This is a genomic window from Nocardia gipuzkoensis (assembly GCF_021183645.1).
Lineage (GTDB): Bacteria > Actinomycetota > Actinomycetes > Mycobacteriales > Mycobacteriaceae > Nocardia > Nocardia abscessus.
Map to the genome: position 1 here is coordinate 2,777,780 of NZ_CP089225.1, position 21,062 is coordinate 2,798,841.

At 65.6% G+C, this 21,062-nt stretch carries 19 protein-coding genes and 2 tRNA genes; 11 read left to right on the plus strand and 10 right to left on the minus strand.

What is annotated here, in order from left to right; all coding sequences use genetic code 11:
* Positions 1–220 precede the first annotated feature (220 nt).
* From LTT66_RS12755 to LTT66_RS12765, 3 genes are all read right to left on the minus strand, one after another.
* Positions 221–2,482, minus strand: coding sequence for a heavy metal translocating P-type ATPase (locus tag LTT66_RS12755; RefSeq protein ID WP_233067098.1), 2,262 nt, complete (start codon positions 2,480–2,482; stop codon positions 221–223).
* 227 nt (positions 2,483–2,709) lie between these two features.
* Positions 2,710–2,916 (minus strand): heavy-metal-associated domain-containing protein, encoded by a 207-nt coding sequence (locus LTT66_RS12760; RefSeq protein WP_233067101.1) that lies wholly within the window; start codon positions 2,914–2,916, stop codon positions 2,710–2,712.
* Positions 2,917–3,190: 274 nt separating this feature from the next.
* Entirely contained in the window at positions 3,191–3,568 is a 378-nt protein-coding gene (locus LTT66_RS12765; protein ID WP_233067103.1) for a hypothetical protein, read from the minus strand.
* Positions 3,569–3,583: 15 nt separating this feature from the next.
* Between LTT66_RS12765 and LTT66_RS12770 the strand changes: the two genes are divergently transcribed.
* Positions 3,584–4,201, plus strand: coding sequence for a DUF305 domain-containing protein (locus tag LTT66_RS12770; protein WP_233067105.1), 618 nt, complete (start codon positions 3,584–3,586; stop codon positions 4,199–4,201).
* A 226-nt stretch (positions 4,202–4,427) separates the two neighbouring features.
* Here the strand turns inward: LTT66_RS12770 and LTT66_RS12775 are convergent, their stop codons facing one another.
* The 4 genes from LTT66_RS12775 to LTT66_RS12790 form a co-directional block, all read right to left on the minus strand.
* Entirely contained in the window at positions 4,428–5,252 is an 825-nt protein-coding gene (locus LTT66_RS12775) for an alpha/beta fold hydrolase (RefSeq protein WP_233067107.1), read from the minus strand.
* Positions 5,253–6,750: 1,498 nt separating this feature from the next.
* Positions 6,751–7,194, minus strand: coding sequence for a M48 family metalloprotease (locus LTT66_RS12780; protein ID WP_233067109.1), 444 nt, complete (start codon positions 7,192–7,194; stop codon positions 6,751–6,753).
* Entirely contained in the window at positions 7,148–7,705 is a 558-nt protein-coding gene (locus LTT66_RS12785; RefSeq protein ID WP_233067112.1) for a hypothetical protein, read from the minus strand. The genes LTT66_RS12780 and LTT66_RS12785 overlap by 47 nt, the downstream gene beginning before the upstream one ends.
* 335 nt (positions 7,706–8,040) lie before the next feature.
* Positions 8,041–8,448 (minus strand): four-helix bundle copper-binding protein, encoded by a 408-nt coding sequence (locus tag LTT66_RS12790; protein ID WP_233067114.1) that lies wholly within the window; start codon positions 8,446–8,448, stop codon positions 8,041–8,043.
* 398 nt (positions 8,449–8,846) lie between these two features.
* Here LTT66_RS12790 and lpqS point away from each other — a divergent pair, with 398 nt between their 5' ends.
* Together lpqS and LTT66_RS12800 are read left to right on the plus strand one after the other, a co-directional pair.
* A complete protein-coding gene (gene lpqS / locus LTT66_RS12795; protein ID WP_233067117.1) occupies positions 8,847–9,440 on the plus strand; it encodes a putative copper homeostasis (lipo)protein LpqS in 594 nt (197 codons plus the stop codon).
* A gap of 378 nt (positions 9,441–9,818) precedes the next feature.
* Complete coding sequence (locus LTT66_RS12800; protein WP_233067120.1) at positions 9,819–10,475, plus strand: YcnI family copper-binding membrane protein; 657 nt, start codon at positions 9,819–9,821, stop codon at positions 10,473–10,475.
* A 429-nt stretch (positions 10,476–10,904) separates the two neighbouring features.
* Here the strand turns inward: LTT66_RS12800 and LTT66_RS37080 are convergent, their stop codons facing one another.
* Positions 10,905–11,033, minus strand: coding sequence for a hypothetical protein (locus LTT66_RS37080; RefSeq protein WP_269822007.1), 129 nt, complete (start codon positions 11,031–11,033; stop codon positions 10,905–10,907).
* Positions 11,034–11,174: 141 nt separating this feature from the next.
* Here LTT66_RS37080 and LTT66_RS12805 point away from each other — a divergent pair, with 141 nt between their 5' ends.
* Complete coding sequence (locus tag LTT66_RS12805; RefSeq protein WP_233069202.1) at positions 11,175–12,332, plus strand: FAD-dependent monooxygenase; 1,158 nt, start codon at positions 11,175–11,177, stop codon at positions 12,330–12,332.
* A 1,023-nt stretch (positions 12,333–13,355) separates the two neighbouring features.
* Here LTT66_RS12805 and LTT66_RS12810 read toward each other — a convergent pair.
* Positions 13,356–13,428: transfer RNA gene (locus LTT66_RS12810), tRNA-Ala, on the minus strand.
* Between the two features lie 210 nt (positions 13,429–13,638).
* Between LTT66_RS12810 and LTT66_RS12815 the strand changes: the two genes are divergently transcribed.
* The gene (locus tag LTT66_RS12815; RefSeq protein ID WP_233067122.1) at positions 13,639–15,840 is read left to right on the plus strand and encodes an MMPL family transporter; all 2,202 of its coding nucleotides are present in this window, start codon (positions 13,639–13,641) and stop codon (positions 15,838–15,840) included.
* 15 nt (positions 15,841–15,855) lie between these two features.
* On the opposite strand, the gene LTT66_RS12820 is transcribed toward LTT66_RS12815, so the two are convergent.
* Positions 15,856–16,512 (minus strand): TetR/AcrR family transcriptional regulator, encoded by a 657-nt coding sequence (locus LTT66_RS12820; protein ID WP_233067124.1) that lies wholly within the window; start codon positions 16,510–16,512, stop codon positions 15,856–15,858.
* A gap of 132 nt (positions 16,513–16,644) precedes the next feature.
* Here LTT66_RS12820 and LTT66_RS12825 point away from each other — a divergent pair, with 132 nt between their 5' ends.
* The 6 genes from LTT66_RS12825 (at position 16,645) to LTT66_RS12850 (ending at position 21,051) form a co-directional block, all read left to right on the plus strand.
* Positions 16,645–17,778 (plus strand): VOC family protein, encoded by a 1,134-nt coding sequence (locus tag LTT66_RS12825; protein WP_233062406.1) that lies wholly within the window; start codon positions 16,645–16,647, stop codon positions 17,776–17,778.
* The gene (locus LTT66_RS12830; protein ID WP_195101037.1) at positions 17,775–18,710 is read left to right on the plus strand and encodes a fumarylacetoacetate hydrolase family protein; all 936 of its coding nucleotides are present in this window, start codon (positions 17,775–17,777) and stop codon (positions 18,708–18,710) included. Before LTT66_RS12825 ends, LTT66_RS12830 begins: the two co-directional genes overlap by 4 nt.
* A 166-nt stretch (positions 18,711–18,876) precedes the next feature.
* Positions 18,877–19,233, plus strand: a complete 357-nt coding sequence (locus LTT66_RS12835) for a DoxX family protein (protein WP_233067126.1) — start codon at positions 18,877–18,879, stop codon at positions 19,231–19,233.
* Entirely contained in the window at positions 19,230–20,747 is a 1,518-nt protein-coding gene (gene mhpA / locus LTT66_RS12840) for a bifunctional 3-(3-hydroxy-phenyl)propionate/3-hydroxycinnamic acid hydroxylase MhpA (RefSeq protein ID WP_233067128.1), read from the plus strand. The genes LTT66_RS12835 and mhpA overlap by 4 nt, the downstream gene beginning before the upstream one ends.
* Before the next feature lie 23 nt (positions 20,748–20,770).
* The gene (locus LTT66_RS12845; protein ID WP_233067131.1) at positions 20,771–20,971 is read left to right on the plus strand and encodes a hypothetical protein; all 201 of its coding nucleotides are present in this window, start codon (positions 20,771–20,773) and stop codon (positions 20,969–20,971) included.
* Positions 20,972–20,978: 7 nt separating this feature from the next.
* Positions 20,979–21,051, plus strand: a tRNA-Ala gene (locus LTT66_RS12850).
* Positions 21,052–21,062: the final 11 nt, after the last annotated feature.

Genomic DNA, 21,062 nt, shown 5'->3' on the forward strand with positions numbered 1-21,062 from the left:
GAGATCGGCTGCGGCGAGTGTAGGTCGGTGTCGACGCGGGGTGCGGACTTCGCTGGGTCCGCTGGGCCGCTGCGACGGCGCAGGAAGCGGCGCAGCGGGCAATAGCTCGGGTGACAGGATGTCTCGCCACGCGCAGCGCGGTATCGAATATCGGCATTGACGGGTCCTTTTACCAGGATGGGGCGGCACCTACGGGGGCCGCCCCGTACAGGATGTGATGTCAGAGGGCGGTGGAACGGAACTTTCGCAGCCGCAGGCTGTTGCTGACAACGAACACCGATGAGAAGGCCATGGCGGCACCGGCCAGCATCGGGTTCAGCAGGCCCGCCATCGCCAGTGGAATCGCGGCGACGTTGTAGGCGAAGGCCCAGAATAGGTTGCTCTTGATGGTGCCGAGCGTCTTGCGGGACAACCGGATGGCATCGGCTGCCGCCCGAAGGTCGCCGCGCACCAGGGTCAGGTCACTGGCCTCGATGGCGACATCGGTGCCGGTGCCCATGGATAGGCCAAGGTCGGCCTGGGCGAGTGCGGCGGCGTCGTTGACGCCATCGCCGACCATTGCCACGACCTTGCCTTCGTCCTGCAGCCGCTTGACGACTTCGACCTTGCCCTGGGGCAAGACCTCGGCGATCACCTCGTCGATGCCGACTTCGTCGCCGATCGATCGCGCCGCCGCCGCGTTGTCGCCGGTCAGCATGACCGGCGTCAATCCCAGTGCTTTCAGCTGCGCGATCGCCTCTCGCGAGGTCGGTTTCACCGCGTCGGCGACCACGAGCACGCCCCGCGCCTTGCCGTCCCAGCCGACGGCGACCGCGGTCTTTCCGTCGCTCTCGGCGGTGTGCATGGCCCGTTCCAGATCGGCGTCGGGGTGCTGAGCCCAGTCCGCCAGCAGTTGGCGGCGCCCGACGGTGACGGCATGGCCGTCTACCACACCCTGCACACCGAGACCTTCCAGATTGGCGAACTCGTCGACCGGCTTCAGCTGGCCCACCTTCTCCCGGGCGCCTTTGGCGATCGCCTGAGCGATCGGGTGCTCGGAGGAATCCTCCAGCGCTCCGGCCAGTTCCAGGATCATGGTGGCGTCTTCCCCGTCAGCGGCGATCACGTCGAGCAACGTCATCTTGCCGGTGGTGACGGTGCCGGTCTTGTCCAATAGGACGGTGTCGATCGCGCGCGTAGATTCCAGCACTTCCGGCCCCTTGATCAGAATCCCCAGCTGTGCCCCACGACCGGTGCCGACCATGAGCGCGGTCGGGGTTGCCAGACCCAGCGCGCACGGGCAGGCGATGATCAGCACCGCGACCGCAGCAGTGAAGGCAGCTGCGACAGAACCGCCGGTGCCGAGCCAGAATCCGAGCGTCGCGACCGACAGCGTGATCACGATCGGCACGAATACACCGGAGATTCTGTCGGCCAGCCGCTGCGCGGCCGCCTTCCCGGTCTGTGCGTCCTCCACCAGTTTCGCCATCTGGGCCAGCTGGGTATCGGATCCGATCCGGGTGGCGCGCACGACGATACGCCCACCGACGTTGATCGTGGCACCGACGACAGCATCGTCGACCGTGATCTCGACCGGCACCGATTCGCCGGTGATCATCGAGGCGTCGACGGCCGAGGAACCCTCGACCACGACGCCGTCGGTGGCGATTTTCTCCCCGGGCCGCACCACGAACAGATCACCCACAGTCAGCTGCTCCACCGAGATGCGCTGCTCGGTCCCGCCACGCAGTACCGAGACCTCTTTGGCGCCGAGCTCGAGCAGTGCCCGCAGGGCAGCGCCTGCGCGCCGCTTGGAGCGGGCCTCGAAAAAGCGCCCGGCGAGGATGAACGTGGTGACGCCTGCGGCGGCCTCGAGGTAGATGTTGCCGGTGCCGTCCACGCGGGCGATGGTCAACTCGAAGGGATGCCGCATGCCGGCCATCCCCGCGGTGCCCCAGAACAGCGCGTACAGCGACCAGCCGAACGCGGCCAGGGTGCCGATCGAGATCAGCGTGTCCATGGTCGCGGTGGCGTGGCGCAGGTTCGCCCACGCGGCCTTGTGGAACGGCCACGCACCCCACACCACCACCGGCGCTGCCAGCGTCAGCGACAGCCACTGCCAGTTCGTGAACTGCAGCGCCGGCACCATCGCCATCGCGATCACCGGCACCGTCAATACCAGCGACACCAGCAACCGCTGCCGCAGCAAAACAGTCGGATCCGCCTCGGCCGCTTCAGCGTCCGATTCATCCCTAACAGAAGACGGTGGGGCAGGCAGGGCGGCACTGTAGCCAGCTTGCTCGACGGTAGCGATGAGGTCTTCGGTGCTGATCTCGCCGGTGTAGTCGACGCGAGCCTTCTCGGTGGCGTAGTTCACCGTAGCGATGACACCATCGAGTTTGTTCAGTTTCTTCTCGATGCGGTTGGCGCACGACGCGCAGGTCATGCCGCCGATCACCAATTCGACCTGGCCGGTCTGTGGTGGTTGCATTGCGGTGGTCATCTGTGCTCCAAGATTCTCTGCGTTCTGCGCGATCGAGCGCTCAAATGCCCGCGCTCGCGGTACTCGGCGGACACGGACTGGTGGGCTGGAGGCCGAAACGCCTTCAGGGGTGCGGGCCGAACGTCGCAGCGCCGGCGAAAGCGATACCGAAGCCTGCGGCGAAGCCGACGACGAAACCGGCGAAATCACCGGATGCGTTCATCGAGCCATCGCGTGCACTCGGCCGTTCATTCGGCGAGCTGATAGCCGGCCTCATCGACTGCCGCGGCGATGGCGTCGCGTTGGATCGGGGTGTCGCTGTCTATATCGACTCGACCGCTGGCCAGATCCACCTTCACATCCGTGACGCCTGGGATCCTGCCGACCTCTTCGCGGACCGACGACACGCAGTGGCCGCACGTCATGCCGGTAACGGTGACTGTCGTGGTGCTCATGACGCTTCCTTTCTCTCGAGCCGCCGTAGCGGCCAACCCAATAATACCCCCCTAGGGTATATGGCGCAATTGGGTGCTGTTCGGCATCTGGCGTCCAGTGACGCGCAAAGTCGGGCTTGGCAGCGTTTACCCTGGTCGGGGTGTGTCGGTGGCCCGTGGGATCGTGCTGGCATTGCTCGAGGCGGTGAGTGCGGCGGTGTTGGTCGCCGAAGCATAGGTGCTGATCGGTGAGGTGCTGGGGTTGCGCGTCGCGGATTTGGAGACGGTGCTGTACTCACCGGAGCCGGGCGGTGCGAGGGGTTTCCAGCAGCGCTCGATATCGCGTGGCTCTGCGGGTCTGCCAGTATCCGGCGCCTACTGAGCCCTCGGCCAATGACTCGTTGACGAAGGTCACGGACATCACCGGCGCGCCATGCTGTCGGTTGTTCCGGCGATAGCCGCTGACGTGAGCGGGCTTCCTGGCTTTCGCCAAGGTCGAACTGTGAGCCGCGTGCATACCGAGACGCCCTGCGGGTATGTCGCCGCAGTAATGAGGCTGCACCTCCGCCTCGGCGCGTTCGGTCAGGTCCTTCACGCGCACGACCGTGCTGCTGAGGCGGGGGAGCGCTCCTGTATCCGCCATGTCCATCGAGGCCGCATCGTTGGTCGACATCCAAGGAGTCTCGCCATGCACGCACGTTCCACGACGCTCGGATCCGGGTTCGTTGCGCTGACCGTTGCAGCGTTTACCTTGGCTGGATGCGGCAATGGCGACAACTCGGATGGAATGCCGTCCACTATGCCAGGGATGACGCACCCGAGCGCGGCTCCGAGTGGCGGGGCACGCAGCGACTTCAACGACGCCGACGTGACCTTCCTCGAGATGATGTACCCGCACCACGCCCAGGCAGTGGAGATGGCCGATCTGGCGCTGGCTCGCTCGCAGGACCCGCGGGTGCTCGACCTGGCCGCGCGTATCAAAGCCGCGCAGGGACCGGAAATGGAGCAGATCAGCTCACTGCTGCAACAGTTCGGCAAGTCGGCTCCATCCGCCGCGCCCATGGGACATGACATGCCGGGAATGATGTCGCAGGAACAGATGGCCGAGCTGAAAACCATGACCGGGGCGGAGTTCGACCGGATGTGGTTGACCATGATGATCGATCACCACAGTGGCGCTATCGAGATGGCAAAGACCGAACAGGCCGATGGCACCAATGCCGACACGAAGGGAATCGCCGCCGCTGTGGTGTCGTCTCAGCAAATCGAGATCGATCAGATGAAAGACATCCTCGGGCAGAACTGACCGAAACCCACCGCAGTGTGAAGTATCGCTGCAATGCTGCGAGGGGCATTCAACAGTCACCGCTCGGTCAGCGGTGGCCTTGAAGTCGGAAGTCGGCCGACGACTGCTTGTGCCTGCGCGACGCCGAGCGGATGAGGTGCCACGTAGTGCTCTGATCAGTTTCGATCCCACCGACATTCCCGACGATCGGCGGGCGCGGGGGAGACTTTGGTGGTACCAGCCGTCATCAGGTTCGTCGTGTTTGCGCTTGTGGGTCCAGCAGGAACCGTAGGAGGCAGGCGGCGAAGTCGGGCGTTCGGGTGAGATGGCCGATATGGCCGCCCGGTAACTCGAGTACGGTACGAGTCAGTCTCCTCGCCAGCTCGATGGTTGCGCTCGCGGCCGGGTAGCCGATCGAGTCTCGTCCTATCGCCGGGACGATTCGGTCAGCTCGCTCGACCAGCGAATTCAGGTCGAGTTCGGTTGCCGGGTATTGGCGCAGCTCATGCTCGAACCAGTAAACGGCATCGGCGTCGTTTCGGGGGGCGTATGCCATCGCACCACGATCGGACTCGGCGAAGGTGACCTCGCGGAACTCGCGCAGGGCCTCCTGCGGGCCGAAGCGCCGGTAGAGCTGATAGAGGTCGGAAAAGAAATCCAGCCAGCGTTGCCCGTCGGCTAGCAATCGCATGGCCGGTGGCTCGAAGGCAATCAGCGTATCGATGACGCGCGGAGAGCAGGCGAGGGCAGCGAGAGCGATCAACGCGCCAGAGCTGGTGCCGAAGACGGTCGCGGGGCCGATATCGATGTGCTCGATGAGTCGTCGGACGTCCTCGGCATCGGTCTCGAGCCGTCGGTGGTAGTTCTGCTCCCGGGTCAATTCACTGCGGGAGAAGCCGCGGCGGTCATACAGCAGAACCGTGTACCGCCTCGCGAGGTGCGTCGCTGTCACCCGGAAACCAGCGCCCACACCGGTGGCGCCAGGGATCACGATCATAAGCGGGCCGTTACCGCACGTCTCGTACCTCAGCCGGGCACCGGGCACGGTCAAGCTGTCGATGTTCGTTTCCATCACGATGCCGCTCCCAGTCCGGTCAAGGTCGCCCTACTTCGCCGATGGCAGACGCGCAGTCGGCTCGCCACCTTCGCGCCGTCGATACTCGCGTCGAAAAGCATCGTTCGAGAACGCGGCAGCCCACGGAGGACCTTCCTTGTGGGTGCCAACGCTGTCACTTCCGATTTGCAATACAGGATGTCCTATTGATGACGCTCTATATTGAAAAACACAATTTGACGCGAGGTGGCGGAGGGGTCCGCGAGTCATTGTTCGCTGCGGAGTCGACAGCCCTCAAAGCGCGTCGAGTGTGTGCACATCTGCTGCTCGGGCCTGTTTGGAACCTACGTAGTCCGCTAGTAGCACCGTGGGGTGCAGCGTGCCGATGCGACAGCGAGCCATGCGCGGGTGATGCGCGGCGGCCGGCTCTCGTGCTGTCGGCGCTTGTTGGGCTGGGATAGGCCCACTGCGGACGATGCTCAGACGGCTCGGCCATTGAACACCGGCGACCATATCGCCCGGCCATGTGTAGAAGGACGCGAGGGCGAGGCTCGTCGAGCGTCAGCGCATTCGTGCGGGCCGAGTCCACACGGTGGCGAGGAGGTTGCGAGACCTGCACACCGGCGGTCTCACGTACCGACTCTCGCCGAGTAGTGCCCGCATGGCTTCACCGCATCGACGATAACCGTTGTCGTGTCGGCTGCGACGCCGATGAACTCGCCCCGTCATCCGACACCTTTGCGGACTACAGCTAGTGCATCGCATGACTGGTTCAACCCGCGACTGCGCCTCTCGTCCAGAAAGCACTACCGGGTGGTGGCGAGAACGAGATGAGCCCAAACTGCCAGCCTGGCCTCGTCACCAAGGCCCATGGTGGGGCTGCGCACAATATCCAGCGCTGTGCGGCTCCCCGTGCCCACAATATCCAGTGCCCTGCCCGTGTCCGTGCGTGTGGCCGCCGTGGCCGCCGGTTCCGTGGCCAGCGGTTCCTTGGCCGCCGGTTCCGTGGCCACCGTGCTTGTGGGCTACGGTCTGGATCTGGGCGGGGTACGGCGCGGGCTCAGCAGTAGCGGGTGCCATGATCGCGACGGCGGGACTCAGGGTCAATACCGCGAAAAGGGCGATTCGTGCCCGGCCCCAGCGCGACTTGCCTGCGGAATTCTTGATTGTCATGTCCGACGAACCCCTTCCGAATCGTTTGAATTCGACGGCTTTCGGAACATCTCCATATTACTGAGTAAGTCAGTAGATTGATACTGAGCCAGGCGGTACCTGGCTCGAAGTGTGCAAGTTGCGGGTGCGCGGGCTGATGCGGTCATTCTGGCCGGCGATGAGACATGCCATCACCGGCCGGGAACCCCCCTGACACAGGGAGGCGCAAATCGTATTCATGCGCTCGGTCTGGACCTGGTCGCCGTCACGCTCCTGGCCTTCGCGCGACGATCAGGAACTGCCGCGGGCTCTGATTGCGTCAGCCGTCCGTTCAAGCGGTGAGACCGGCGCTGCGTGTGGTGGCTCAGCCACCGAGGGTGCACACTCCGATGCCGCCTGCGGCGGCAAGGGTTGCTGCGAGTGGACCGGCGAGAACCACCCCGATCGCCAACGAGGAGGCGAAGCCACCGGCCTGGGGAGGTGTCGGAGTTGGCAGGGGCGACAGGCGGCGGATTCGGTCGACGAGACCCACCTCTGTCGCTTCGAAAGGGCTGGCAGCGCCGGTGTCGGCAAGGGCGAGCAGAGCTTCACGGACCCTCTGCCGTCCGTGTAGTTCAGCAGCGATGTCATCGGCCGCCATCTCGACCAGCCGTGCGACCTGGGCGGCGCCGGTGACGAACAAGTCGATGCGTGGGAACACACCGGCCAGGGCCCTGGTCAGCGCGAGCAGTACATGATGCCGACCCGTCAGGTGAGCACGCTCATGGGCCATGACTGCGGCCAGGTGTTCGTCGTCGAGCGCGGCCACGATTCCCTGGGTGAGCACAATGGTATGGGGGGTTCCCCGCAACCGAATAGGCCGCAGGCTCGGGGCGATCCAGAACTACCGCGTCATGGAGGTCATGGCGGCGGCCGACCATTCGCGCAGCCTCCGCGTGACGGTGGGTCACCGACCGTGCCCGCACCAGCGAACGGGCCAGCCGCCACATCATCACCAAGGCCGCGGCGCTCGCGCATGCGATCAGACTCAGCAGGCCGATCTGCATCGCCCATCCGTACACTCCGGTCGCGGCGTCGTGGAGTTGAGTGAAGCAGCGGCCGAGGTTCAGATGCTGATCGGCGAGGAGATCCCGGACCACATCAATGACGACGAAAACAATCGCGGCCGCCCACGACAGCAGCACCGACCCAATGACGGCGAGCCAGGCGATCAGGCCCGAACGAGGATTGTGACCGTCACGCGCCGACCGGAGCAACACCGGCGGCAGGAGAACTGAGACGACCAGACTATAGATCAGAAAACAGACCGCTACGCTCATGAGTTCTCCGGCGTCCACATTGACCTGTACGGTCGCAGTCGCAAAACCGGCTGCTACAAGCTTCTCTGTTGAATCGTTTTCGGCCGAGAACGCTGTTCAACAGATCATCAACATACTATCGCCCCCGCGTAGCCAAAGGCAGTTTCGATCCGACAGGCTCGGCACGAAGGCTTTGGCGAGCGATCGGCATGAGCCGTTTGTTCGGACATGGGTGCACCAAGCCGCTTGGTGTCCGAGTTCGGTCAGCGGGTGCGAAATCGCCGGTGCCAGCACTGCTCGTGACCTGGCGCTGCATCGGAATCCGAGCGTGCCGAAGGTCCAGCGGAGGTGGCGGTTCAGCCGAGAGCCTGAATGAGGTCGTTGCAGGCTTGTTCGCAGCGGCGGCATGCTTCGGCGCACACCCGGCAGTGCTCGTGAGTCTCGGCGTGCGCAGAGCATTCGGTGCGGCAGGCGGTGCAGGCGGTGGCACATGCCTTCAAGATCGCCCGGGTGACGTTGGCGTCGTAGCCGGTGTGACGGGACAGGACGGACGCGGTCGTGTTGCAGATGTCTGCGCAGTCCATATCGGTGCGGATGCACTTGGTGAGTTCGCCAACCATACCCTCAGACAGGCAGGCGTCCGCGCAGGCTGTACACGCCTGTGCGCAGGTTATGCACTCCTCGATGCACTTGGTGAGCTTCTCCCGATCGACGTTGCCGAGGTCAGCCGGGTAAGTGGCGAGCATGTCCTTAACCGTGGTCATCGCGGATCGTCCCCTTTCAGTAGCGAGCGGGGCCGGCCTGGAGCCGTGCCTCTTCGACCTCCTGCCTATGGCGAATAGCCACGGCAAGGCGGCACAAACGCGCAGGAAGGTCGGGGACTCAATGCTGGTTCTTACAGACATCCCGGTGCATTCAGCGCCCCACGTCGACTGAGTTCTGGTGCTGCTCGTGTGGAAGATCGGCGCGAATGGTGGCCGCTTGCAGCGCAGATCGGATCGGTACCTCGACTGTCTCGTCCCGCGATTGACAAGACCCCTCACACATTGGCACTGTCTGCGTACAGAACGATCGTTCGGGGATGACGTCAACCGTGCCGTCGCCTTGGTAACGACCGCTGAGAGTCGCCCGCAGCCGGCACCGGGAACAGGACGCTTCGCCGATGACTCCGAGGGGGACGCGCGACGATGCTGATAGCTTGCATCGCCATCGGGGGCAGGCATGGCTCGGGTATGTCGTTTCCAGAGCAAGGTATCTCGATCTGCCAGCCCACCGCACGGATCGCGCGTATCGCCGTCGCTACGAAATCCGTGGTTTTGGTCGGCTCACTGTGAACCGCATCGTCCGACTGTGGAATGGTCGCAACATCGCGACACTGCTGTTGGCGGTGTTGCTGATAGCGCCGGTCATCGATTGTGCGCTGCTCGGCGAGCACGCTCATCCGCATCCGACGTCGACTTCCGCTCCGGCGCATGCCGTACACAGTGCGTCGGTGACCCTCGACCACGAGGTAATCGACGTTTTCCACGATGACTGCGGATCGCATCTTGTCCACTGCATCGTCAAGGAAACGTTGCCCGCCGCGGCCGCCGGCATGTTGCGGATACAATTGTCGACCTTGATGCTGGCAGTGCTCGTGGCTGTCCCGACCGCCTTGTGCTCGGCCAACGGTGGTGTGCGCGGTCCGCCGGTAGCGCGTCTGCCCGCTGCAGGTGGGCGTGAAATTCTCACGCAGTTCTGTATCGCTCGCCGCTGATCGGTCAGCGCCAAGCCGGCGACTGTCCCGTCGGCTGATATTCGCTGCCCGCTCACCTCTTCGCCGTTGTTTGTGCGGCGGTCTCGATACAGGAAGCGACAAGCATGGATAAGGTGCAGTGGCACCGCTCCAGAGATACGCCCACGGCCCTTGCTGCGGCGCGGCAGCCACGCGCTTCAAGGGGAAATACGGCAGAGCTGCGGGTCGATGCAGCCCGAGCGGATGAGCGTCGAAATCTGGACGCATCGCTGTCACCGGCGAGACAACCTTCACGGTGCAGCCGCGGAGTGGACCGTCGAACCGGAAAGGCGCGTCGAGGGCCCCCAGCGGTGCACGCGACGATCCCCATTCCCCACCGAACAGTAAGGCCACAACCACATGCATACAGCTCTCCGGCGACTCCTCCTCGCCACCGGTGTCGCTACTGCCGCGACCGTCCTGGCCGGAGGCGCGGCCTCCGCTCATCTCGATGTGGAGGCACCCACCGCGAAACAGGGCTCCACCTCGATCATTTCGTTCCGCATATCCAACGAGTCCGATCACGCGAGCACGATCAGCCTGAAGGTAGAGCTGCCGGGCCTCAAGACCGCACGCACCGAGCCGATGGCAGGTTGGACTGCACTCGTCGAGCGGGATCTGGCAAAAAAGGCTACATCAGTGACCTGGACTGCCAATCCGGGCGTCGGCGTGGGGCCTGGTCAATTTGAAAGGTTCTTCCTGTACGGCGGACCGCTCCCGAAACAGGACAAGGTGGCTTTCCGGGCAATACAGACCTACAGCGACGGAAAGATCGAGACATGGGAGCAGCCCGCCCCCGACGGCGCGCCTGAACCCGAGTACCCACTTCCCGTATTGTCGCTGGCTGCGGGTGAAGACGAACATGCGCATGGCACCGAGCAGACTGCTCTCAGCGAACCGGATCATGACGACAGTGGCGATCCGGTAGCCCGTTGGCTGGGTGGAGCGGGCCTACTGCTCGGGCTTCTGGGCGCTGGCGCAGGTGTGGGAGCTCTCGCACGCAGGCGCCAAGCTTAGGCCGACCGACTCGATCATTTACGCAATAGTCGATTGAGTAAGTCGCGTGTGCCGGGTCCAAGACCCGGCACACGCGAGGTCATGCCTGTGTGAACCCGGCAGATCGGGTAGACCTTGAGCCCGGCCACAGGAAGCCCAGCCGATGCCCGCTGGCCTCCGAGGGCGACTGTGCTGCATTTCCGGTGTCGAGTGCGGGTTCTCCTGCTGGCTGTTGCGGGGGCGGGACGTTGTTGACGGGTGGCGTCCGGAGCGGCCCGGCTTGGCCCGGCCTGCCGGAGCGGCGGACGCATGCGGAGCGGTCAGTGTTTGGTGCTGTGAGTTGGATGTCGGCGCGCTGGGTGGGGCATAGACGTCGAGGATGGTGCCCGTGATGTGGTTGTGGGCGCGGGACGAGAAGTGACCTTAGACGGTGGCTCGACCGACCCCGGCCTAACGAGCGGTCCGGCTCAGGCTGGTGTCCGGATCGGCGACCAGGCACGCATCAGCAGCATCGAGGATCACCGCGATGCTGCGCTGCGCGTCGGCCCCTTGTCGCCCTTGTGTATCTGCCTCACTCATCGCGCCAAGTCTATCTCGTACAGCGCTGTATGAGTTAAGGTATGGTGAAGCTATAACTCGGACATATATGTACGAATTAGTGAAGGAGTTGTCGTGGCTCGGTCAGCAATCGTCGTCGGAGGGGGTATTAGCGGGCTTGCTGTGGCGGGAGGGCTCAGCCGTGCGGGTTGGCGCATAACACTGTTGGAGCAGGCGCCGCAGTTCTTTGTGGTGGGCGCCGGAATCACGCTCGAGCCCAACGCCGTTAAAGCATTGGCCAGTCTGGGCCTGGAGGACCGACTCCGTTCACTGGCGGATGCCCACGGATCGGTGGGAATACGGACCCATACCGGCCGATGGCTGGTTCGCAGCCGGGCGAGTGAGTTGCGTGACCGATACGGAGTCCCGGCCTACGCACTGCACCGCAGCGCTCTGCACGCCATTCTCCTCGACGCCGTCCATGACACCGACCTGCACACCGGTCACCGTCTCACGGATCTTCACATGCACTCATCCGGCGCCGTGGCTACTGCCGCGACCAACACCGGCGTAACCGAGTTTCGCGCCGATCTGATAGTTGGCGCTGACGGCATCAACAGCGTGACGCGGGGAATGCTTTTTTCAGAACATCCAGGCGCAACCTATGCGGGGTACGTGACCTGGCGTGGGGTCGTAGATTCCGACGCGGTAGATGGAATCAACGCGCCCCACGCGGTGACCGAGAGTTGGGGCCGCGGCCAACGCTTCGGGATCGTGCCGCTGACAGATGGTCGCATCTACTGGTTCGCTACTGCCTCCCTGCAAGCGGGAAAAGCGCCGTCCGCACAGGGCGATTTCGACGCCCTCAAGAGGTTGTTTGCCGGGTGGCATGACCCAGTCGAGCGACTGCTCGATGCCACCGACCCCGATACGGCTCTGACCCACGACATCTACTATCTGGCGGACGAACTGCCCAGCTACGTGCGCGGCCGAGCCGTGCTGATCGGGGATGCTGCGCACGCCATCACCCCGGACCTCGGCCAAGGCGCCGCCCTCGCACTGGAAGACGCCACGACCCTCACCGCAGCACTCGCGGAAGTTCCTGATGAACTGGAGCCCGCTCTCGCGCATTACGACTTCGCACGTCGTCGCCGAACGCAAAAGATGGTTCGGACCTCGGCGCAGGTCGGCAAGATCGGCCAATGGGCTCATCCGATCGCGGCAGGGCTACGCAACGCTGTCGTCGGCCTCATACCGACGCCGCTGATCCTGCGAGCGACCGCCGGTGCCTTGGCCTGGATGCCGCCGACCCCGCCAGAACACAGGAACATCAACGGATGACGCACCACAACGCGCCCCTGAGCATCGAAGGGCGGCGCCGCTTGGTTCCCGTTGTCAGGAGCAACCCATCGCGCATGTAGCCGCAAAGATCGGTATCCCTCGGGTATGCGCTTCGAAGTGGGCAACCGATCGCGACGCCGTGGCAACGCAGGTCTGCAAGACCGATCCTCGGTGCCCCACTACAGCCCGAATACGACACCCAGATGGGGCGTCAAGAAGATTGGGTCCTGGCGTCGCGAGCACAAGTGGCCCGCCCAACGAATCAACGACCCACATTGGGTACGTGATCAACCGACGAACCGTCAGCCGACACCTGACCGGCTGGGACTCGGCCAGCGCAAGTTCATCGACCCAGCGGGGAGAACAACTCCAAACCCGGGAAGATCACCGCCCTCTGGACCGCCCACATGGTGCACCTGGGCTCAAGAAGGTCGGTGGAACATCCACGACACCTACCATCGGCCGCACAGTGGCGCAGGCGGCCAGCCACCCGCCTCACGCCTTCGGGGCGGCGTCACCAACATCCAGCCCGGCCACAGCTAGCGATTCCCGACCGCGGGCGTATCGGCCTAGCGCCACGGTGGTGTCGGCGGGCTTGCCACACCGCTACGGAACGGGACTCGACGTCCGGCTGGTGACGGTGTCACCAGCGCCGCTGGCGGACGCGCTGAAACGCCTGGTGACGGTGTCACCAGAGACGTGTAGATTTGCATACTGAAACGTACCCAAACGTCGCGAGATGTACGTCAGAACTTCCTGCTGACCTGGCATTTCGGGGTCATGACCAGCACTTTCGGCGGGCGGGGGCTCGGAGGTTCAAGTCCTCCTAGGCCCACCCATTCTCACTGATGTGGTCATCGACCATTCGAATTCTCTTCGATCCGGCGCTCAGAGCCCTTGGCGGACCGCAACGATTCGTTCTCGGCTGGTCTCCTGGCCGGAGCCGCCGATTCCGCTTCGGAGCAGGAACTTCAGGAAAACAGAAAGGCGAGTGCTTCTGAGAAGCACTCGCCTTTACGTTTGTGGAGCCTAGGGGAATCGAACCCCTAACCCCTGCCTTGCAAAGGCAGTGCTCTGCCAATTGAGCTAAGGCCCCGGCACCGTTCGTCACGGCTTGCGTGTACAGACGCCTCGAAAACGGTACCTTCTCGCCGTTGACATGGTCAAAACGGCTGGATGCGGCGCCGGGCGAGGGGCCGCGTTCCGGCGATGTCGGCTGTGCGGGCGGGGATCGCCACCTATGGTGGTCGCAGCGTCATGATCCGGTTTCTCGAGGTGTCGTTGGTTGCTCGATGAGAGGACCCGCATGTCTCGGTATCTGTTCGCCCTCGGCCGTCAGGTCACTCGGCTGCGCTGGTGGGTGCTGGCCGTGTGGCTGCTGCTGCTCGCCTGCGCGATTGCGTTCGCCGCGGCGAGCGGTGGCAAGACCACCGACAACTTCACCATTCCGAACACCGAATCGCAGGATGCGGTTTCGCTGCTGAAGCAGCGGATGCCCGCCTACAGCGGCGCTCAGATGCAGGTGGTCTTAGCCACTCCCGGCCTGGCGAAGGTGACCGACCCGCAACCGAGCGAACGAATCCAGCAGGTCCTGGCGGGTTTGCGCGGGTTGCCCCAGGTTGCCACGGTGGTCGACCCGTTCGAGGCTCAGACGATCGCACCCGATCAGCGGGTCGCGCTGGGCAGTGTGCAGTTCTCGGTCCCGGTCGGGGAGGTCACCGAGGAGACGTTGGACGAGGTCGACCGCGTCGCCGTACCAGCGCGCGAGGCAGGTCTCGACGTGGAGTTCTCCGGAGCCGTCTACCCCGGCTTCACCGCCGAAGTGCCCGAAACACCAGAGCTCCTCGGTATCGCCGCGGCGTTCGTCATCCTGCTGATCACGTTCGGAGCGGTGGTGGCCGCGGGGCTGCCCATCGTCACGGCGTTGGTCGGCGTGGCGATCGGTCTGACCGGAATCCTCGGCATGGCCGCGTTCGTCGACGTGCCCGCGGCAGCGACCTCACTGGCATTGATGCTGGGATTGTCGTGCGGGATCGACTACGCGCTGTTCATCCTGTCCCGGCACCGGCACAACATCGTGCTGGGTCTGCCCGCGGAGGAGTCGATACCGCTGGCGGTCGGCACGGCGGGAAGCTCGGTCGTGTTCGCCGCGGTGACCGTGATCATCGCGCTGTGTGGTCTGGCGGTGGCCGGTATTCCGTTCCTGACGGTCATGGGTCTGACCGCGGCGGGCGCCGTGCTGGTGGCGATGCTGGTTGCCCTGACCCTGCTGCCCGCGCTGCTCGGATTCGCCGGTGGCACGGTGGCCCGCTTCATCTCGCCACCGCTGCATCCGGGACGCCCGGAAGAGGTGGCGCGGATCGCGGCATACGAGCCGGAGCGCACGATGGGGCACACTTGGGGCAAGTTCGTCACGCGCTACCGGGTGCCGCTGCTCGTACTCGGCATCGCGGCGCTGGTCGTCTTGGCGGTCCCGGCGACGCGGATACAGCTCGGGTTGCCCAGTGGGGAGTCGCAACCGGAGTCGAGCACCGCTCATAAAGCCTACGACCTGGTCAGCCGCTCGTTCGGTCCCGGCTTCAACGGCCCCCTGTTGATGGTGACCGATCTGTCCCGGGCCACCGGACCGGACGCCGCGCAGACCCTGATAGACCGGCTGCGCGCCGAACCCGACGTCGCCGCGGTGCAGCCGGCGGGCAGCGGGAATGGTTTGGTGCTCATCCAGGTCGTGCCCAAGACCGGGCCGGACGACGAAGCGACGGCGGAACTGGTCACTCGGCTGCGCGACAACCGCGACCGCCTCGAGGCGATCACCGGGGCCACCTTTCTGATCGGCGGTACGACGGCCGCGAATATCGACACCTCCGCCCGGCTGGCCGAGGCGCTGCCGATCTTCCTGCTGGTCGTGGTGGGCCTGGCGCTGGTGCTCCTGACGATCGCCTTCCGCACCGTGCTGGTGCCGTTGTCCTCGATCGTCGGCTTCATCCTGTCGGTCTTCGCGGCCCTCGGCGTCCAAGTCGCGGTGTTCCAATGGGGTTGGGGAGCGAACTTCTTCGATGTGACCGCGGCGCAGACGCTGAGCTTTCTGCCGATCATCATTCTCGCGATCATCTTCGGGCTCTCCAGCGACTACCAGATCTTCGTCGTCTCCCGGATCAAGGAGGAATACAGCCGCACGGGGGACGCGAACGGGTCGGTGCGGAACGGAGTCGCGCATTCGGCCCGGGTGGTGAGCGCGGCGGCGCTGATCATGTTCGCCGTTTTCGTGGCTTTCACCTGGGTGGACAATCCGGTCGTCAAGCCACTGGCGTTCACGCTGGCGGTCGGCGTCGTGCTCGACGCTTTCGTGGTGCGGCTGACTTTGGTGCCCGCCGTGATGGCGCTGGTCGGTGAGCGGATGTGGTACCACCCGCGCTGGTTCGGGCGTTACGTCCCTGATCTCGATATCGAGGGGGCCGAACTGGAGCAGGAGTTCACCGCGAGCACCGTGGGCAGCACGGCCGGTTGATGCCACCGTGCCCGATCAGGCGGTGTCGCCCGGCACCCCGTCGAGGGAAGGCAGGGGAAGCGAGCAGATCTCGCGTGCCTCGTCGGCGGGGACGCCGAACATCCGTAGCAGGTCCTCGGTGACCTGATCGGTAGCGGCCGCGTCGTCCCGGTCGGGGTGATCGTGGAGCAATTGGCCGAGGCACAGCGCGGCCCCGGCCACGATCGTCATCGAGAGTTCCGCGTCGTGCGTCCGGAACCGGCCCGCGCGGGCGGCAGCCTCGATATCGCGACGAGCCCGAGGTGCGAGACCTTTCTGAGAGGCCGTGAGCGTCAGCCCGTTGTTGAGCAGCACCTTGCTCAGGGTGGGGATTCTCCGGTGCATACGGCCGGTGAGCCGGAAGCTCTGCGCGAAGACGCGGGCCGGGTCGTCGATGTCCGCGCAGAGTCGGTCGAGCACGGCGCCGTGCTGGTCGAGCGCCTCCTCGACCGCGGCCTGCATAAGTTCTTCGCGGCTTTGGAAGTGGTTGTAGAACGACCCCATGCCGACGTCGGCGGCCTGCGTGATCTCCAGGATCGGCGCGTTCGCTTTCCCGGTGGCGATGAACGACTGGGCCGCGGACACGAGGGCTGCGCGGGTACGGGCCTTGCGGCGCTGCAAGCGGTTGGGCTCCGCCCTGGTCTGCGCTGTCATGCCCGCTCCCTTTCGTGTCGGTGCCTCGACTATGGTAGCGCCGCAACTCAGTTATGACGAATTCATCAAAGTCGCTTGCCTGAATACTGAGTCGTATGTGACGATATCGTCAGTCAACGGAGGGAGTGGTCGATGGGCGACCAGCACGACTCGCACGCCGGTTTGCACAGCGAACGCGGCGCTGTGGCGGGCGAGCATCCCGGCCGGGCGCGCGATCCGATCGTGAAAGTGCATGATCTGGCGTGGCTGGAGTTCGAGAAGCCGGATCTGGAGCGCGCGGAGGTCTTCGGGCACGCTTTCGGCTTCTCGACTTCGCTGCGCACGGCCGAGGAGCTGTACTTACGCGGTGCGGACCCGGGGGCGCCGTGTGTGGTGATTCGCCGGGGCGCGCGCTCGCGGTTCGTCGGCCCGGCCTTTCGCGCGGCCGACACCGCCGACCTGCTGCGGTTGGCGCGGGCCGCGAGCAGCACGGTGGTGAACTTGCCCGAGAGCTTGGGCGGATCGACCGTGGATCTGAGCGACCCGAGCGGGTTGCGGGTGCGGGTGGTCGCCGCCACCCACACACTCCCCGCGCTTCCTGCGCAGTCGCCGCACACGCTGAACGTCGGGCACGAACTGGCCCGCGTGAACCGGACGCAGCGGCCGCCGCGCGTGCCGGCGCGGGTGCAGCGGCTCGGGCATGTGGTGGTGCAGACCACCAGGTTCCGCGAAACGCTGGATTGGTACCTGCGGCACCTGGGCCTGATAGTCAGCGACTTCCTCTACTACCCGGGCCAACGCGGGCGCGGCCCGGCGATGAGCTTCATCCGCTGCGATCGCGGCCGGACACCCGCCGATCACCACACATTGGCGTTGGCACTCGGGCCGGTGAACCGGTACGTGCATTCGGCCTATCAAGTCGCCGACTTGGACGCGCTGGCCGCGGGCGGGGAGTTTCTGCGCGATCACGGTTACTACCGGTCGTGGGGGATCGGCAGGCATATCCAGGGCAGTCAGATCTTCGACTACTGGCGCGATCCGGACGGGTTGCTGGTCGAGCATTTCAGCGACGGCGACATGTTCGACTGCACGGTCGAACCCGGCTGGGCGCCGTTCACCGCCTCCGGGCTGGCGCAGTGGGGGCCGCCGGCCAGCAAAGACTTCCTCGGCATCAAACCGGGCCGAGACTCCGTTCGCGAGCTGCGCGCGATGGTCGAGGCGCTGCGCGAGGACAACGAATTCGATTTCCGTCGCTTGCGCGGCCTGTTGAAAGTAGCCAGCTCATGAGTATTTCCGTGCTCCGTACCTCCGACGCCTGGTGGGTGTCCACACCCGCGGGCGCCGCCAAGGTCGACACCGCCGCCACCACCACCGGGGCACTGCTGGCCGACCGGCAGGCGATCCGCGCGGCGTCCGCGAGCGCCGAGGTGGTGCCGGTCGAGAGCCTGTCACTGGTCTCGCCGGTGACCGCGCCGTGCCGGGTGGTGGCGCAGATGACGAACTTCGCCTCGCACGTGAAGGATTCCGGCGGTGACCCGGCCACGGTGCCGCTGACGTTCTTCCGCAAGACATCCGGTTCGATCAGCGGCCCGCACGACGAGGTCATCCGGCCACCGCACGTGCGGTTGCTGGATTACGAAGTGGAGATCGGGCTGGTGTTCGGCCGCGAGATGCCGGTCGGCTCGCAGATCACCGAAGCGAACGTTGCCGACTACATCGCCGGGCTGGTCGTCACCAACGACATCTCCGCCCGCGACGTCCAGTTGCCGAAAACCCAGTTCTACGAGGCGAAGTCGTATCCGACGTTCACTCCGGTCGGGCCCGCGCTGGTGCTGCTGGAGGCGGACGAGCTGAAACGGTTCACCGATCTGCGGCTGCGGTTGTGGGTCAACGGCGAACTGCGCCAGGACATGACCGTCGCCGACATGATCTACCAGCCGCTGGAAACCCTGCGCGTGTTGACCGGTTTCCAGCGCATGGACGCCGGTGACCTGCTACTCACCGGAACCCCCGTCGGCACGGCGATCAGCGCCCCACCCAAACCGGTCGAGATCATCGGCTCGCTGCTGCCGCCCGCGACGAAGTGGAAGCTGTTCTTCAAAAGCCAGGCCAAGAATACGAAGTACCTGCACGACGGCGATGTCATCGAGGCAACGGTGTCCACCGACGACGGCGCCATCGACCTGGGCCGCCAGCGCACCACGGTGAGGCACCGGTGACCGAGGACCTCCTGTGGCCCCGGTTGGCTGCCCCGGCGGCACGTCGCCGAATCGCTCCAGCGCACCGGAGCCCGCGTGCTCGTCACCGCTGGACCCGGATTATTCGCGGTACCGTGCTCGCGCTGCGGCCGACCGGCCGGGCCGAGCCGAAGATCGAGGTGCGTCGATGAACGTCGCGTCTGTCGTGCTCGCCTTGGTCCTGGCGGTGTTCTTCGCGGCGCTCGGTGCGGCGAAGGTGCTGGCGGTGCCATCGATGCGGGAACGGGCAGCGCACGTCGGTTACAGCGTCACGGCCTACCGGGCGATCGGTTCCGCGGAGATAGCCGGTGCGCTCGGACTGTTGCTCGGCATCGGCTGGTGGCAGTTCGGAGTCGCGGCGGGGATCGGCCTGGTGCTGTTGCTCGTGGGCGCCGTCGTGGTGCACGTGCGCACGGGCGACGGAGTGCGGGAGTTCACTCCCGCGCTCGTGAGCTGCTTGCTCACTGTCGCGTACGCCGTGACACAGTTCGGAGCCACCCGATGAAGGTCCCGGTCGTGATCGTCGGCGCAGGCCCGACCGGCCTCACCGCAGCCGTGCTGCTCGCCCGATACGGTGTCGAGTCGCTCGTGCTGGAGCGCTGGGAAGGCATCTATCCGCAACCGCGCGCGGTGCATCTGGACGGCGAAATCCGCAGGCTGCTGGCAAGGCTTGGCGTGGGAGAGGAATTCGACGCCATCTCCAGGCCCGCGCTGGGGCTGCGCCTGCTCGACCGACACCATCGGGTGCTGGCCGAATTCCGCCGCGATCCTGCGGGCGGCCGCAACGGGCACCCGGACGCGAACATGTTCGACCAACCGGAGCTGGAGAAGATCCTGCGCACTGCCGTGCAGCGCCATCCGGGGGTGACTCTTCGCGGCGACGTCGAAGTCACCGCGGTGACCGAGGCGACCGGCTACATCCGGGTCGAGTGCACCGACCGGACCACCGGCGCGACGGAGTCGGTCCATGCGCGATACGTGCTGGGCTGCGACGGCGCCAACAGCCTGGTTCGGGCCGCCATCGGCGCCCGGATGCGTGACCTGAACTTCGAGCAACGGTGGCTGGTGGTCGACGTGGCGACAACGGCGGAACTCGGGGCGTGGGAGGGCGTACATCAGGTCTGCGATCCGGTCCGCGCCGCGACCTACATGCGCATCGGCACGACGCGGCACCGATGGGAGTTCCGGCTGCGTTCCGGTGAGGCCGCGGCGGACTACGACGGGATCGGCCGGCTCTACGAGCTGATCCGCCCCTGGACCGGCGACGTTGCGGCCGGAGAACTCCAGCTGCTCCGGGTGGCCGAATACACCTTCCGCGCGCAGCTGGCCGACCGCTGGCGAGCGGGCCGGGTCTTCCTGCTGGGCGACGCGGCCCATCTCACACCCCCCTTCATCGGTCAGGGCATGGGCGCCGGACTGCGCGACGCGGCCAACCTCACCTGGAAGCTTGCCGGAGTGCTCGCCGGAAGCCTGCCCGAGCGGGTCCTGGACTCCTACGAGATCGAACGAAAGCCGCACGCACGGGCCATGATCCGGCTTGCCAAGATCACCGGAACGGCCATGACCGACGGCGGTGAACTGGGCGATCTCATCCGCCGAGTCCTCGCTCCGCAGCTGCGTCGCCTGCCCGGTTTTCACGCCCTCGCGACCAGCGGCCGCACACCGCCGCTGTGCCGGTCCGAACTCGTCGCGCGGCGGGGCCTGTGGCGTGGCCGCGCGGGCCATCTGGTTCCCAACGCGGTGCTGGACGACGGCCGTCGCTACGACGATGTCGTCGCGGGCCGGTACGCGATCGTCACCACGATCGAACCGACACCCGCGCAGCGCACCCAGATCCGCGATCACGGCGCAGCGCTGGTCATCGTTGGTCCGGCGGACGAACTGGGCCGCTGGCTGCGCCGGGGCGGTACCCGTGCCGTACTCGTGCGGCCCGACGGTGCCGTGCAGTCCGCCGCCCGCGAGCTGTCGGCGCTGTGTGCGGCCATGCCGCGATTCCGCTCTGTTCGAATGGTCGATTGAAATGGGAATTCATAACTGACGAAATGCTCAATATATCCACCGGCGGCGGTGCCGAACCGGAGTGCGAGCTCGGCTTCTTCTGGGTCGGCTCCCAGCAGCGCAGTAGGGTGGAAGCCATGAAAATTCTTCTCACCGCCGGTGTAGTGGTCCTGGTCCTGTTCGGAATCTCGAAGCTGCGCCAGCGCGGCGACGCCGACATGTGGCACGAGGTGACCACCCGCTGACCCCTCTGGGGCCTTAGCTCAATTGGCAGAGCACTGCCTTTGCAAGGCAGGGGTTAGGGGTTCGATTCCCCTAGGCTCCACGAACACGTCG

What these genes read in the sequence shown, in the direction of transcription:
- LTT66_RS12755 (WP_233067098.1), bottom strand. Translation starts at nt 2,482, where the DNA reads ATGACCACCGCAATGCAACCACCACAGACCGGCCAGGTCGAATTGGTG.
- LTT66_RS12760 (WP_233067101.1), bottom strand. Translation starts at nt 2,916, where the DNA reads ATGAGCACCACGACAGTCACCGTTACCGGCATGACGTGCGGCCACTGC.
- LTT66_RS12765 (WP_233067103.1), bottom strand. Translation starts at nt 3,568, where the DNA reads ATGTCGACCAACGATGCGGCCTCGATGGACATGGCGGATACAGGAGCG.
- LTT66_RS12770 (WP_233067105.1), top strand. Translation starts at nt 3,584, where the DNA reads ATGCACGCACGTTCCACGACGCTCGGATCCGGGTTCGTTGCGCTGACC.
- LTT66_RS12775 (WP_233067107.1), bottom strand. Translation starts at nt 5,252, where the DNA reads ATGGAAACGAACATCGACAGCTTGACCGTGCCCGGTGCCCGGCTGAGG.
- LTT66_RS12785 (WP_233067112.1), bottom strand. Translation starts at nt 7,705, where the DNA reads ATGAGCGTAGCGGTCTGTTTTCTGATCTATAGTCTGGTCGTCTCAGTT.
- LTT66_RS12790 (WP_233067114.1), bottom strand. Translation starts at nt 8,448, where the DNA reads ATGACCACGGTTAAGGACATGCTCGCCACTTACCCGGCTGACCTCGGC.
- lpqS (WP_233067117.1), top strand. Translation starts at nt 8,847, where the DNA reads ATGACTCCGAGGGGGACGCGCGACGATGCTGATAGCTTGCATCGCCAT.
- LTT66_RS12800 (WP_233067120.1), top strand. Translation starts at nt 9,819, where the DNA reads ATGCATACAGCTCTCCGGCGACTCCTCCTCGCCACCGGTGTCGCTACT.
- LTT66_RS37080 (WP_269822007.1), bottom strand. Translation starts at nt 11,033, where the DNA reads ATGAGTGAGGCAGATACACAAGGGCGACAAGGGGCCGACGCGCAGCGC.
- LTT66_RS12815 (WP_233067122.1), top strand. Translation starts at nt 13,639, where the DNA reads ATGTCTCGGTATCTGTTCGCCCTCGGCCGTCAGGTCACTCGGCTGCGC.
- LTT66_RS12820 (WP_233067124.1), bottom strand. Translation starts at nt 16,512, where the DNA reads ATGACAGCGCAGACCAGGGCGGAGCCCAACCGCTTGCAGCGCCGCAAG.
- LTT66_RS12825 (WP_233062406.1), top strand. Translation starts at nt 16,645, where the DNA reads ATGGGCGACCAGCACGACTCGCACGCCGGTTTGCACAGCGAACGCGGC.
- LTT66_RS12830 (WP_195101037.1), top strand. Translation starts at nt 17,775, where the DNA reads ATGAGTATTTCCGTGCTCCGTACCTCCGACGCCTGGTGGGTGTCCACA.
- LTT66_RS12835 (WP_233067126.1), top strand. Translation starts at nt 18,877, where the DNA reads ATGAACGTCGCGTCTGTCGTGCTCGCCTTGGTCCTGGCGGTGTTCTTC.
- mhpA (WP_233067128.1), top strand. Translation starts at nt 19,230, where the DNA reads ATGAAGGTCCCGGTCGTGATCGTCGGCGCAGGCCCGACCGGCCTCACC.
- LTT66_RS12845 (WP_233067131.1), top strand. Translation starts at nt 20,771, where the DNA reads ATGCTCAATATATCCACCGGCGGCGGTGCCGAACCGGAGTGCGAGCTC.